Consider the following 12,947-nt stretch of genomic DNA (forward strand, 5'->3'; position numbering starts at 1 on the left):
GGTTGGACATCGTGGCTAGAGCGGATGCGCGTGTCCGCCCCTTCGGCGGCGTTTCCGCACGATAGCCTTTGCCTCGTGAACGTACCCCGTCGCTGCTGCCGGCCCGGGTGTCCGCACTATGCAGTGGCCACGTTGACGTTCGTCTACTCGGACTCGACTGCGGTAATAGGTCCGCTCGCTACCGCGCGGGAACCACACTCCTGGGACTTGTGTGTTGGTCACGCTGGCCGAATTACCGCCCCGCGCGGGTGGGAACTCGTGCGCCATGCGGGCCCACTGCCTACCCACCCGGATGAGGATGACCTGGTCGCGCTCGCTGACGCCGTGCGCGAACAGGGCCCAACCGCGGATGCATCCTGCGCGGGTGCAACAGGTGCGGCACACAACGGATTCTCTGACCAGGTGATGCGTCATGCCGGAGCGCATGCCACCGCGCCGAGCGGTGGCGTGCTGGCTTCACCCGAACATCGCTCCGGCCGGCGCCGTGGACACCTGAGGGTGTTGCCCGACCCCTCCGATTAGTTCTGGGCCCGACTTCGGCCCAGCCCCGGTCGGTCGCTGTCGGCGGCCCCGGCAACTCGACACCGTTCGGGTCCCCGGCTGATTCGGCGGGCCGATAGGCTGGCGGCCAAGAGTCCAACCAATCTAGGTCGTCAGGAGCCCCCGCCATGTCTTGGCCCGCCGCGGTTATCAATCGTGTCATCAAGGCTTATGACGTCCGAGGGCTGGTAGGCGAAGAGATCACCGAAGCCCTGTGCGCCGATATCGGCGCCGCGTTCGCGCGGTTGATGCGCGGCGAGGGGGCGCGGCAGGTGGTGATTGGCTACGACATGCGCGACAGCTCGCCGGCGCTGGCCGCGGCCTTCGCCAGTGGGGTGGTCGCGCAAGGCCTCGACGTGGTGCGCATCGGTCTGGCATCCACCGACCAGCTGTATTTCTCCGCCGGGCAGCTCGATTGTCCGGGCGCGATGTTCACTGCCAGCCACAACCCGGCGGCCTACAACGGCATCAAGCTGTGCCGGGCCGGCGCCAAGCCGGTCGGTGCGGACACCGGGCTCAACGCCATTCGCGAGGACCTGGTCAATCCGGTGGCGATCGCCGTGGCCGAGACCGCCGGAACAATCGCCGACAAGGATGTGCTCGGGGACTACGGGGTGTTTCTGCGCTCGCTGGTCAACACCGCGGATCTGCGACCGCTGCGCGTGGCCGTGGACGCCGGTAACGGGATGGCCGGGCACACCGCGCCGGCCGTGCTCGGTGCGATCGATTCGGTCACGCTGTTGCCGTTGTATTTTGAGCTCGACGGCACCTTCCCCAACCATGAAGCCAACCCGCTGGACCCGGCGAATCTGCTGGACCTGCAGAAGTTCGTGGTGGCAACCGGTGCCGACATCGGGCTGGCCTTCGACGGGGATGCCGACCGCTGCTTCGTGGTGGACGAGCGTGGGGAGCCGGTCTCTCCATCGACGGTGACCAGCCTGGTGGCGGCGCGCGAGCTCAGTCGGGAGATCGGCGCCACCGTGATCCACAACGTGATCACCTCGCGCGCGGTGCCCGAGCTGGTCGTCGAGCGCGGCGGCACGCCGCTGCGTTCGCGGGTCGGCCACTCCTACATCAAGGCCCTGATGGCCGACACCGGCGCGATATTCGGCGGGGAGCATTCGGCGCACTACTACTTCCGCGACTTCTGGGGCGCCGACTCGGGAATGCTGGCCGCGCTGTACGTGCTGGCGGCCCTCGGTGAGCAGAGCCGACCATTGTCGGAGTTGACCGCCGACTATCAGCGCTATGCATCCTCGGGCGAGATCAATTTCACCGTGGCTGACGCGCCGGCGTGTGTCGAGGGCGTCTTGAAGTCATTTGGTAGCAGGATTGTGTCCATCGACCACCTGGATGGGGTGACGGTGGATTTGGGTGACGACAGCTGGTTCAACCTGCGCAGCTCCAACACCGAGCCGCTGCTGCGGCTCAATGTGGAAGCCCGCAGCGCCGAGGATGTCGACGCGGTGGTCCAACAGGTCAGCGCGGAAATCGCTGCCCAGTCACCCCGGGGAGAGGCGGGACCGTGAAGGCCACCCAGGCGATCGATCTGGAAGATGCCGATGGCCTGATTGCTGCTGATCGAGACGGCCTGTTGCGGGCCGTATCGACGGCCGGCGCGCAGGTGCGCGCCATCGCTGCCGCGTCCGACGAAGGCGAACTGGACTCACTGAACATCGATGACCGACCACGTACGGTTATCTGGGTGGCCGGCCGGGGCACCGCCCAGACCGCCGGGGACATGCTCGCCGCAACGCTGGGGGCGACGGTTGGTGAGCCGATCACGATCGCCACTGAGGCGCCGCCGTGGGTGGGCCCGCTCGACGTGATGGTCGTCGCCGGCGACGACCCCGGAGATCCCGCGCTGGTGGGAGCGGCCGCGATGGGAGTGCGTCGAGGTGCGCGGGTTGTGGTCGCGGCCCCCAACGAGGGGCCACTGCGCGATTGCGCGGCGGGTCGGGCCGCGGTGCTGGCACCGCGGTTGTCGGTTCCCGACGAATTCGGGCTGTGCCGCTACCTGGCCGCGGGGCTGGCCGTGCTGCGCACCGTGGATCCCAAGCTGCGCATCGACCTGGCGGCGCTGGCCGACGACCTGGACGCCGAGACGTTGTGCAACAGCGCCGGTCGCGAGGTATTCACCAACCCGGCCAAGGCACTTGCCGCGCGCATCTCCGGTCGCCGGATTGTGCTGGCCGCCGATGGTGCCGCGACATTGGCCCTGGCCCGCCACGGCAGTTCCGTGCTGCTGAGGATCGCGCACCAGGTCACCGCTGCCACCTGGCTGGCCGACGCGGTTGTCGCGCTGCGTGCCGGGGCGGCTTCCGGGTACGACGACGGTGTGGACGCGTTGTTCCACGACGAGGAGATAGACGGCCCGCGGCCGGAGCAGATGCGAGTGCTGGCACTGACGCTGGCCGCCGAGCGCACGGTGGTCGGCGCGCGGGTCGCCGGGCTCGACAACATCGACCTGATTGCGGCCGAGGATGCGGCGCAGGTTCCAGGGGGACCCGGCGGGCCCGCCGGCTCGGACCGTGCGCCGGCTCCGACCGCCGCACCCCGTGCCGAACAACAACTGGCAGTATTGGCCGTTCGCCTGGAGATGGCTGCGGTGTATTTGCGACTCGTGCGGGGATAGGTAGAAGGTGGAACTACTACGCGGAGCGTTACGGACATACGCGTGGGGATCGCGCACCGCCATCGCCGAGTTCACCGGTCGGCCGGTACCGGCCGCTCATCCTGAGGCCGAACTCTGGTTCGGCGCGCACCCCGGAGACCCGGCCTGGCTGGAAACCGATGGCGGCGAGAGCTCGCTGCTCGAGACGCTGTCCGCAGATCCGGAGGGACAGCTTGGGCCCGGCGCACGAGCCCGGTTCGGTGACGTGCTCCCGTTTCTGGTCAAGGTGCTGGCCGCCGACGAACCGCTGTCGCTGCAGGCCCACCCGAGTGCCGAGCAAGCCGTCGAGGGATATCTGCGTGAGGAACGAATGGGCATCCCGGTGTCCTCACCCGTGCGCAACTACCGCGACACCAGCCACAAGCCGGAACTGCTGGTGGCGTTGCAGCCCTTTGAGGCGTTGGCCGGATTCCGTCAAGCGGCCCGTACCCGCGAACTCCTGCAGGCGCTGGCGGTGTCGGACCTCGACCCGTTTATCGACTTGCTCTTTGACCAGTCCGACGCCGATGGCCTGCGTGCCCTGTTCACCACTTGGATCACCGCTCCCCAGCCCGACATCGACGTGCTGGTGCCGGCCGTGCTCGACGGCGCCATCCACTACGTCAGCTCCGGCGCGACAGAATTCGTTGCCGAAGCCAAGACGGTGCTCGAACTCGGTGAGCGTTATCCCGGTGACGCCGGAGTGCTGGCGGCGTTGCTGCTCAACCGCATCAGCCTGGCACCCGGGGAGGCCATCTTCTTGCCGGCCGGCAATCTGCATGCGTACCTTCGCGGTTTTGCGCTTGAGGTAATGGCCAACTCCGACAACGTATTACGCGGCGGACTGACTCCGAAGCACGTGGATGTCCCGGAACTGCTGCGGGTGCTCGACTTCGCTCCGACTGCCGCTTCCGACCTGCGGCCGCCGGTTCGCCGGGAAGGCCCGGAACTGGTGTATGAGACCCCGACCGACGAGTTCGCCGTCGCGCTGCTGGTGCTCGACGGCGACTACCTCGGCCATGAGATCGACGCATCCTCGAGCCACGAGGGACCGCAGATCTTGTTGTGCACCGAGGGTTCCACGGTGGTGCATGGGAAGTCTCAGTCGCTGACGCTCGAACACGGTAATGCCGCTTGGGTGGCGGCTGACGACGGCCCGATCCGGTTGCTTGCCCAGGAGCCCACCAAGCTGTTCAGGGCGACCGTGGGGCTGTGAGGGTTCGGCCGCGGCTGCTGGCCGATTGCCGGCGTTCGCGCAACCACAGTCCTACATTGTGGGCGATGGTGCGACCGATCAGCCGCGGTGGCGGGACGATGTAGAGGCTGTCCAGCAATGAGAACCTGCGCAGAAACCATTCGGCGAGAACGGGATCGGTTTCGGCGGCCCCGAGGAACTGATTGAACAGGGCCCCGGCCGGCCGCCACCAGGCCGGTGGCGACTGCGTGAGGCCATGGTGGAAGCTGATGTCGCCGATAGCGTTCATCGTCCACACCGGGTAGGTCGTTTTGGCGGTGGCCCGATTCAGTTGGGTGGCCAGGTCACCGTGCGGGGATTGCAGCGCGCGGCGCAGATGACCGGCTTGTAGCGATGTCATCGTCATGCCCTGCCCGAAAGTGGGATTGAAACTGGCCACCGCGTCACCGAACGGCACTATCCCGGCCGGGAAGCGGTCCAGTTTGTCGTAGCGGCGCCACTTGCTGGCGGGGAAGGCGTGAAACATCGGGGCCCCGATGGGTTCGGACTGTGCCAGCGCGGCGTTGAATCGGGCCGGGAGCAGCCGCTCGGCGAGCGCGCGCATCTCGCCGAAGGTCGGCGGTGGCTTGGCGCCGGCGACTCCGAAGGTGGTCATGACCCAGGTGCCGTCCTCATAGCACAGCATCCCAAGCCCAAGCGAGCGGTCATGTGCGACACCGGCTACCACCACTTTTTCCTGGATCAGGCCGTCGGGGATGCGTAGCTGTTGACTCGCGTAGTTGATGCCGATGTCCATGCTTTGTTCGGCGGGGCGCTGATACCCCCACTTGCTCAACCAAACCGGTAGGCGGGTACCCCGGCCTGCCGCGTCGACCACGAGGTCGGCGGCCAGAAACTGTGGCTCAGCACTATCGTCGTCGTCGGGGGGTGCGACCAGCACCCCGCTCACTGTCTGGGTCGTCGGTTCGAAACGGGGCTCGATGACAAGTCCCCGCACGATTTCGATGTTGTCGAGTTCGAGCACTCGCCGGCGCAGCTGCCACTCCAGATGTGGCCGACTGGGTACGTAGGCGGTGAATTCTTTGCGCAGGGTGTGACCCGTGCCCAGGGCGTAGCCCGCGGCGGCGAAGTAGATGCAGTCCGGCCGGTTCTCCAACATGGGCGCGCCCGCAGCCACCATGTCGGTCAGCAGGCCGGGGAACAGGTTCTCGAATTCGTTTGCCCCACGGGCCATCAACATGTGCAGGTGGCGGTCCTGCGGAACGGTCGCACGACCGTGTGGCACGCTGGGTAACTCGTCGCGCTCGATGAGAGTCACTCGGTGGAAAAAATCCGAGAGCACCCGTGCCGCGCAGAGCCCCGCGATGCTTGCCCCGATGACCAGCGCATGGTTATTCGAAGTGCTCAAGGTCCCCCTCATCTGCGCAGGGTACCCATTGCCATGCCGTTACTACCGTCATGTGGCCGGTGGTTTCGGCCGGCGCTGCCGAAGCCACATCCGCGCGTTGTGTGCGACGGCGCGGCCGATGATCAGTGGCGACGGCACCATGTAGAGACTGTCGAGCAGCGAGATCCGGCGCAAGAACCATTCGGCGAGAACGGGATCGGTTTCGGCGGCACCGAGGAATTGGTCGTAGAGCCCCCCGACCGGCCGGTACCACCGCGGCATCCGTCCCTCGGCGTGTTGGAAGCAAAGGTCGGTGAGTGCGTTCATCGTCCACACCGGTCGGATGGTCTTGGCGGTCGCCCGGTTGAATTCGTTCGCCGGTTCGGCGGGGTGGGATTGCAGGGCCCGGCGCAGATGACCGGCTTGCAGCGACGCCATGGTCATTCCCTGCCCGAAGGTGGGGTTGAAGCTGGCCACCGCATCCCCCAACGCCACGATTCCGGCCGGGAAGCGGCTCAGCTTGTCGTAGCGGCGCCATCTGCTGGCCGGAAATGCGTGAAACACCGGTTCGCCGATGGGTCCGGCCGCCGCCAGCGCGGCAACGAATCTGCTGGGGAGCAGCCGGTAGGCGAGTTCGCGCATCTCGCCGAACGTCGAGGGCGGCTTGACCTTGGCCACCCCGAAGGTCGTCAAGATCCAGCTGCCGTCCTCGTTGCACAACATGCCCAACCCCAGTGATTGTCCTGGGCCGACACCGGTGACCACGATCCTTTCCCGCATCAGGCCGTCCGGGATACGGAGCCGCTGGCTGGCGTAGTTGATGTCGATGTCCACGGTTTCCTCCGGTGGGCGCTGATATACCCATTGGGTCAACCACACCGGCAACCGGGTGCCGCGTCCGGCCGCGTCGATTACCAGGCCGCTGGCGATCAGTTCTGGATCGCCGTCGTGGTCATCGAGCAGCAGTCCGGTAACCCGCTGGCGTACCGGATCGAAGTGCGGCTCACGAACCTTGCGCTGCCGGATTTCGACGTTGCCGAGGGCAAGCACCCGTCGTCGCAGCTGCCATTCCAGGTGCGGCCGGCTCGGCAGATAGGCGGTGTATTGCTTGCGCAGCTTTGCGCCGGTGCCCAGGACATGGCCCGCGGCACCGAGATAGATGCAATCCGGACGGTTGTCGAGCATGGGCACCCCCGCGGCCACCAGGTCGGTCAGCAGTCCCGGAAACAGGGTGTCCAACTCCGCCGCGCCGCGGGCCATCAGCAGGTGTAGGTGCTGGTCCTGAGGAACCGTGCCGCGCCCGGATGGCGTGCTCGGTAAGTCGTCGCGTTCGCAGACAATGACCTTGGAATAGAAATCGGATAGCACCCGCGCGGCGCACAAACCACCGATACTGGCGCCGATTACGGTCGCGTGTTCGGCGGGATTTACGGCGCGCTTCTCTACGCTCGCGCCCATCCCGGAAGCGTACCCAGTACTGTGCGTTCACATCCGTTGATGAGAGGGACAAATTGATGGCCGGTCGTTTGCGCACGAAGTCGGTAGAACAGTCAATCGCCGACACCGACGAGCCGGAGACACGGCTGCGCAAGGACCTCACCTGGCGTGATTTGGTGGTCTTTGGTGTCTCGGTGGTGATCGGGGCGGGTATTTTCACGGTTACGGCGTCGACCGCGGGTGACATCACCGGCCCGGCCATCTGGATATCGTTTCTGATCGCCGCGGGCACCTGCGCGCTGGCGGCCCTGTGCTATGCCGAATTCGCCTCGACGCTGCCGGTGGCGGGGAGCGCTTATACGTTCTCCTACGCCACTTTCGGTGAGTTTTTGGCGTGGGTGATCGGCTGGAACCTGGTGCTGGAATTGGCCATCGGCGCGGCGGTGGTCGCCAAGGGCTGGTCCAGCTACCTCGGGACCGTATTCGGATTCTCCGGTGGCACCGCCGATTTCGGATCGATACGCCTCGACTGGGGTGCGTTGCTGATCGTTTCCAGCGTGTCGCTGCTGGTTGCCTACGGCACCAAGTTGTCCTCGAGGTTTTCCGCCGTGGTCACCACCATCAAGGTGGCGGTCGTGATCTTGGTCGTGGTGGTCGGGGCGTTCTACGTCAAGGCCGCCAACTATTCGCCGTTCATTCCTGAACCCGAGGCCGGGCCAGAGGGCAGAGGCGCCGATCAGTCTTTGCTGTCACTGCTGACCGGTGCTCCGGGCAGTCATTACGGCTGGTATGGCGTGTTGGCCGGGGCCTCGATCGTCTTCTTCGCGTTCATCGGTTTCGACATCGTGGCCACCATGGCAGAGGAGACCAAACATCCCCAACGCGATGTCCCGCGGGGAATTCTGGTGTCGCTCGGTGTTGTCACCCTGCTGTACGTGGCCGTTTCGATCGTATTGTCCGGAATGGTCTCCTATACCCAGCTACGCACGGTCTCCGGCGGCGGACACGCGAACTTGGCCACGGCATTCAAGGCCAACGGTGTGTATTGGGCCAGCGGCATCATCTCGGTGGGTGCGCTGGCCGGATTGACCACCGTGGTGATGGTGCTGATGTTGGGGCAGTGCCGGGTGTTGTTCGCGATGGCGCGCGACGGACTGTTGCCGCGCCAGTTGGCCAAGACCGGGGCACGCGGCACCCCGGTTCGGATCACCGTGCTGGTGGCGGTGGTGGTGGGTGCGACGGCATCGGTGTTCCCGATCACCAAGCTTGAAGAGATGGTCAACGTCGGCACGCTGTTTGCGTTCGTCCTCGTTTCGGCCGGCGTGATCGTATTGCGCAAGAAACGGCCTGACCTGGAGCGTGGGTTCCGCGCGCCCTGGGCGCCAGTGCTGCCCATCGCCTCGCTCTGCGCGTGCCTTTGGTTGATGCTGAACCTGACGGCCCTGACATGGATCCGATTCGGCGTCTGGTTGTTGGTGGGCACCGTGATCTACGTCGGGTACGGGCGCAAGCACTCGATGGTGGGTCGTCGGCAGCTGGCCGAAGCCGCGATGGACAAATAATGATCGTTTGATAATTAACTGGACAAAATAGATAGCTGTGTCTAGACAGCCGGCGAATAGGTGCGTATTGTCCAAACCTACGTGGTGTGACTCACGAGGAGGTTTGGCATATGACCACACAGTTCAGGTCCGACGTACCTGATGCGCCGGAAACCGAATGGCGAGACAAGAAGCGCTATCTCTGGCTCATGGGGCTCATCGCCCCCACCGCGCTGTTCGTGGTCTTGCCGATCGTCTGGGGGCTGAATCACTTTGGCTGGCACCTCGCCGCCCAGGTGCCCCTGTGGGTGGGCCCCATGCTCGTCTACATCCTGCTGCCGCTGCTCGACCTGGGGTTCGGGCCCGACGGGCAGAACCCGCCGGACGAGGTGATGGAGCGGCTGGAAAACGACAAGTACTACCGCTACTGCACCTACATCTACATCCCGTTCCAGTACCTCAGCGTGGTGCTGGGGGCCTACCTGTTCACCGCCTCGGACCTCGGCTGGCTTGGTTTTGACGGCGGCTTGAACTGGTTGGGGAAGATCGGTGTGGCGTTGTCGGTCGGGGTTCTCGGCGGCGTCGGCATCAACACCGCCCACGAGATGGGGCACAAGAAGGATTCGCTGGAACGCTGGCTGTCCAAGATCACCCTGGCGCAGACCGGCTACGGCCACTTCTACATCGAGCACAACCGGGGCCACCACGTGCGCGTCTCCACACCGGAAGACCCGGCATCGGCGCGCTTCGGGGAGACCTTCTGGGAATTTCTGCCCCGCACCGTTTTCGGCAGCCTCCGTTCGGCGATCGGGCTGGAGGCACAACGGCTGCGCCGGCAGGGGCGCAGCCCCTGGAACCCCAAGACCTATCCGTCCAACGACGTGCTCAACGCCTGGGCGATGTCAGTGCTGCTGTGGGGCGTGCTGATCGCGGTCTTCGGGCTGGGGCTGATTCCCTTCGTGATCATCCAGGCGGTGTTCGGCTTCTGCCTGCTGGAAGCGGTCAACTACCTCGAGCACTACGGGCTGCTGCGGCAGCCGACCTCCAACGGCCGTTATGAGCGTTGCGCGCCGGTGCACAGCTGGAACTCCGACCACATCGTCACCAACCTGTTCCTCTACCACCTGCAGCGACACAGCGACCACCACGCCAACCCCACCCGTCGGTACCAAACGCTGCGCAGCATGGACGGCGCTCCCAACCTGCCCAGCGGGTACGCGTCGATGATCTCGCTCACCTACTTCCCGCCGCTGTGGCGCAAAGTGATGGACCACCGTGTGCTCGAGCACTACGGCGGTGACATCACCAAGGTCAACCTGCACCCCCGGGTGCGGGACAAGATGCTGGCCCGCTACGGGGCTTCGCACCAAGGCATCGGGTGATGACCGCCTACCGGTGTCCCGTCTGCGATTACACCTATGACGAGGGCAAAGGCGATCCGCGGGAAGGTTTTCCGGCCGGCACCCGGTGGGACCAGATTCCCGACGACTGGTGCTGTCCGGACTGCTCAGTGCGCGAGAAAGTTGATTTCGAAAGGATGGGAGGCAAGTAAGTGAGTGACTACAAGTTGTATCAGTGCGTCCAATGCGGCTTCGAGTACGACGAAGCGCTGGGCTGGCCGGAAGACGGTATCGCACCCGGCACCAGATGGGACGACATCCCGGAGGACTGGAGTTGCCCCGACTGCGGTGCGGCAAAGGCGGACTTCGTGATGGTGGAGGTGGCTCGACCGTGATCGACACCAACTCCTTCGCCAAAAGAGATATCGTCGGCCCTGTGAAGCGCGTTCCCTACGCCGAAGCCTCCCGCGTCCTGCTGCGTGATTCGGTCCTGGATGCCATGCGTGATCTGCTGTTGACCCGCGACTGGTCGGCGATCACCTTGTCCGACGTTGCCCGGTCCGCGGGCATCAGCCGCCAGACCATCTACAACGAGTTCGGCTCGCGGCAAGGCCTTGCGCAGGGCTACGCATTGCGTCTGGCCGACCGCCTGGTCGACAAGGTGCATGCTGCCCTGGACGCCAACGTCGGCAACATCTACGAGGCGTTCCTGCAGGGCTTTCGGTCATTCTTCGGTGAGTCGGCGGCCGACCCGCTGGTGATCTCGCTGCTGACCGGGGTGGCCAAGCCCGACCTGCTACAGCTCATCACCACCGACAGCGCGCCGATCATCACGCGTGCCTCGGCTCGACTGGCGACGGCCTTCACCCAGACCTGGGTGGCGACCAGCGACGACGACGCCAATGTGCTGGCGCGGGCGATCGTACGTCTGTCGTTGAGTTATGTGTCGATGCCGCCGGAGGCCGACCACAATGTGGCGGCGGATCTGGCTAGGCTGATGACCCCGTTCGCCGAGCGTCATGGTGTGATTAACGTCCCCTGACCTGCGCGGCTTGGGGGCCGAGGGATAGAGTGGCGCGAGAGCATTTATAGCCAAAGTAGTCTGCTCAGTTTTTCATAGGTCCCCTAAGTAAGGATGTAACCCGTATGACGACTACCGAAACTTCGCTATCTGCCGACACGAAGAACGGCATCGATTTCAAGATTGCCGATTTGTCGCTAGCGGATTTCGGGCGCAAAGAACTGCGGATCGCTGAGCACGAGATGCCCGGCCTGATGTCGCTGCGCCGCGAGTACGCCGAGGTGCAACCTCTCAAAGGTGCCCGTATCTCGGGTTCGCTGCACATGACCGTCCAGACCGCGGTGTTGATTGAAACCCTCACCGCGCTAGGCGCCGAAGTTCGTTGGGCGTCATGCAACATCTTCTCGACCCAAGACCATGCGGCGGCCGCCGTTGTCGTCGGCCCGCATGGCACCCCCGAGGAGCCCAAGGGCGTCCCGGTGTTCGCCTGGAAGGGCGAATCGCTTGAAGAGTACTGGTGGTGCGCCGAGCAGATGCTGACGTGGCCCGACTCGGACAAGCCGGCGAACATGATCCTCGACGACGGTGGCGATGCCACCATGCTGGTGCTGCGCGGGATGCAGTACGAGAAGGCCGGTGTGGTGCCTCCGGCCGAGGAAGACGACTCGGCCGAGTGGAAGGTCTTCCTGGGCCTGCTGCGCAGCCGCTTCGAGACCGACAAGGGCAAGTGGACCAAGATCGCGGAGTCGGTCAAGGGCGTCACCGAGGAGACCACCACCGGCGTGCTGCGGCTTTACCAATTCGCCGCGGCCGGGGATCTGGCCTTCCCGGCGATCAACGTCAACGACTCGGTCACCAAGTCCAAGTTCGACAACAAGTACGGCACCCGGCACTCGTTGATCGACGGCATCAACCGCGGCACCGATGCGCTGATCGGTGGCAAGAAGGTGTTGATCTGTGGTTACGGTGACGTCGGCAAGGGTTGTGCGGAGGCGATGAAGGGCCAGGGTGCCCGCGTCTCGGTCACCGAGATCGACCCGATCAACGCGTTGCAGGCCATGATGGAGGGCTTCGACGTGGTTACCGTCGAGGACGCCATCGGCGACGCCGACATCGTCGTCACATCGACCGGTAACAAAGACATCATCATGCTCGAGCACATCAAGGCGATGAAGGATCATTCGATCCTGGGCAACATCGGCCACTTCGACAACGAGATCGACATGGCCGGCCTGGAGCGTTCCGGAGCCACGCGTACCAACATCAAGCCGCAGGTCGATCTGTGGACCTTCGGCGACACCGGTCGCTCGATCATCGTGCTGTCCGAGGGCCGTCTGCTGAACCTGGGCAACGCCACCGGGCACCCCTCCTTCGTGATGAGCAACAGCTTCGCCAACCAGACGATCGCCCAGATCGAGCTGTGGACCAAGAACGACGAATACGACAACGAGGTCTACCGGCTGCCCAAGCACCTCGACGAGAAGGTGGCGCGCATCCACGTCGAAGCCCTTGGCGGTCGCCTGACCAAGCTCACCAAGGACCAGGCCGAATACCTCGGCGTGGACGTCGAAGGCCCCTACAAGCCCGACCACTACCGCTACTGACACTCAACGGAAGCCACGCTGGTAGCTGCACCGCTGCCCGCGTGGCTTCCGCTTTTGGCGGGTACGGCAAGTGCCCGCTGCAATCGCGCTGTTGTGGCTTCGACCGTTAGGCGGTCGTGAGCGGACGCGCGACCCAAGTGTCGGTAGCGGCGATCGCCATGACGGCCACCGCGGGACTGCCCGTTCCCCCGAAGCCCCCATAGGCGGCCGCTGATCCGAGTGGCGACAT

At 65.1% G+C, this 12,947-nt stretch carries 12 protein-coding genes; 10 read left to right on the forward strand and 2 right to left on the reverse strand.

From position 1 onward, the window contains the following. Positions 1-75: 75 nt before the first annotated feature. The 4 genes from CKW46_RS09365 (at position 76) to manA (ending at position 4,409) form a co-directional block, all read left to right on the forward strand. Complete coding sequence (locus CKW46_RS09365; RefSeq protein WP_181005660.1) at positions 76-522, forward strand: DUF3499 domain-containing protein; 447 nt, start codon at positions 76-78, stop codon at positions 520-522. A gap of 146 nt (positions 523-668) precedes the next feature. Further along, complete coding sequence (locus CKW46_RS09370) at positions 669-2,069, forward strand: phosphomannomutase/phosphoglucomutase (protein ID WP_482053086.1); 1,401 nt, start codon at positions 669-671, stop codon at positions 2,067-2,069. Then, positions 2,066-3,175: a TobH protein gene (locus CKW46_RS09375; protein ID WP_482053087.1), complete on the forward strand. Its 1,110-nt coding sequence runs from the start codon at positions 2,066-2,068 to the stop codon at positions 3,173-3,175. Before CKW46_RS09370 ends, CKW46_RS09375 begins: the two co-directional genes overlap by 4 nt. Before the next feature lie 7 nt (positions 3,176-3,182). Continuing rightward, complete coding sequence (gene manA, locus CKW46_RS09380; protein ID WP_012393157.1) at positions 3,183-4,409, forward strand: mannose-6-phosphate isomerase, class I; 1,227 nt, start codon at positions 3,183-3,185, stop codon at positions 4,407-4,409. Here the strand turns inward: manA and CKW46_RS09385 are convergent. Both CKW46_RS09385 and CKW46_RS09390 read right to left on the reverse strand, forming a co-directional pair. Beyond that, positions 4,387-5,772, reverse strand: a complete 1,386-nt coding sequence (locus CKW46_RS09385) for an FAD-dependent oxidoreductase (protein ID WP_499019256.1) — start codon at positions 5,770-5,772, stop codon at positions 4,387-4,389. The genes manA and CKW46_RS09385 overlap by 23 nt on opposite strands. A 72-nt stretch (positions 5,773-5,844) precedes the next feature. Beyond that, positions 5,845-7,233: an FAD-dependent oxidoreductase gene (locus CKW46_RS09390; protein ID WP_482053088.1), complete on the reverse strand. Its 1,389-nt coding sequence runs from the start codon at positions 7,231-7,233 to the stop codon at positions 5,845-5,847. 56 nt (positions 7,234-7,289) lie between these two features. On the opposite strand from CKW46_RS09390, the gene CKW46_RS09395 reads away from it, so the two are divergent. The 6 genes from CKW46_RS09395 to ahcY all read left to right on the forward strand — a co-directional run bounded on the left by CKW46_RS09395 (position 7,290) and on the right by ahcY (position 12,718). Next, the gene (locus CKW46_RS09395) at positions 7,290-8,774 is read left to right on the forward strand and encodes an APC family permease (RefSeq protein ID WP_482053089.1); all 1,485 of its coding nucleotides are present in this window, start codon (positions 7,290-7,292) and stop codon (positions 8,772-8,774) included. A 110-nt stretch (positions 8,775-8,884) separates the two neighbouring features. Further along, the gene (locus tag CKW46_RS09400) at positions 8,885-10,135 is read left to right on the forward strand and encodes an alkane 1-monooxygenase (protein WP_012393161.1); all 1,251 of its coding nucleotides are present in this window, start codon (positions 8,885-8,887) and stop codon (positions 10,133-10,135) included. Continuing rightward, the gene (locus CKW46_RS09405) at positions 10,135-10,305 is read left to right on the forward strand and encodes a rubredoxin (RefSeq protein WP_011740542.1); all 171 of its coding nucleotides are present in this window, start codon (positions 10,135-10,137) and stop codon (positions 10,303-10,305) included. The genes CKW46_RS09400 and CKW46_RS09405 overlap by 1 nt, the downstream gene beginning before the upstream one ends. After that, positions 10,306-10,488, forward strand: a complete 183-nt coding sequence (locus tag CKW46_RS09410; protein ID WP_011740541.1) for a rubredoxin — start codon at positions 10,306-10,308, stop codon at positions 10,486-10,488. It begins immediately after the preceding gene. Between the two features lie 41 nt (positions 10,489-10,529). Continuing rightward, positions 10,530-11,135 carry a TetR family transcriptional regulator AlkX gene (gene alkX / locus CKW46_RS09415; protein WP_020732140.1) on the forward strand — a complete coding sequence of 202 codons (606 nt, stop codon included), beginning with the start codon at positions 10,530-10,532 and terminating at the stop codon, positions 11,133-11,135. Positions 11,136-11,239: 104 nt separating this feature from the next. After that, a complete protein-coding gene (gene ahcY / locus CKW46_RS09420; RefSeq protein ID WP_012393163.1) occupies positions 11,240-12,718 on the forward strand; it encodes an adenosylhomocysteinase in 1,479 nt (492 codons plus the stop codon). Positions 12,719-12,947: the final 229 nt, after the last annotated feature.

The organism is Mycobacterium liflandii, assembly GCF_022354805.1.
GTDB lineage: Bacteria > Actinomycetota > Actinomycetes > Mycobacteriales > Mycobacteriaceae > Mycobacterium > Mycobacterium marinum.

Excerpts from the sequence above, each read along its gene's own strand:
- CKW46_RS09370 (WP_482053086.1), top strand. The coding sequence starts at position 669 with ATGTCTTGGCCCGCCGCGGTTATCAATCGTGTCATCAAGGCTTATGAC.
- CKW46_RS09390 (WP_482053088.1), bottom strand. The coding sequence starts at position 7,233 with ATGGGCGCGAGCGTAGAGAAGCGCGCCGTAAATCCCGCCGAACACGCG.
- CKW46_RS09395 (WP_482053089.1), top strand. The coding sequence starts at position 7,290 with ATGGCCGGTCGTTTGCGCACGAAGTCGGTAGAACAGTCAATCGCCGAC.
- CKW46_RS09400 (WP_012393161.1), top strand. The coding sequence starts at position 8,885 with ATGACCACACAGTTCAGGTCCGACGTACCTGATGCGCCGGAAACCGAA.
- CKW46_RS09405 (WP_011740542.1), top strand. The coding sequence starts at position 10,135 with ATGACCGCCTACCGGTGTCCCGTCTGCGATTACACCTATGACGAGGGC.
- ahcY (WP_012393163.1), top strand. The coding sequence starts at position 11,240 with ATGACGACTACCGAAACTTCGCTATCTGCCGACACGAAGAACGGCATC.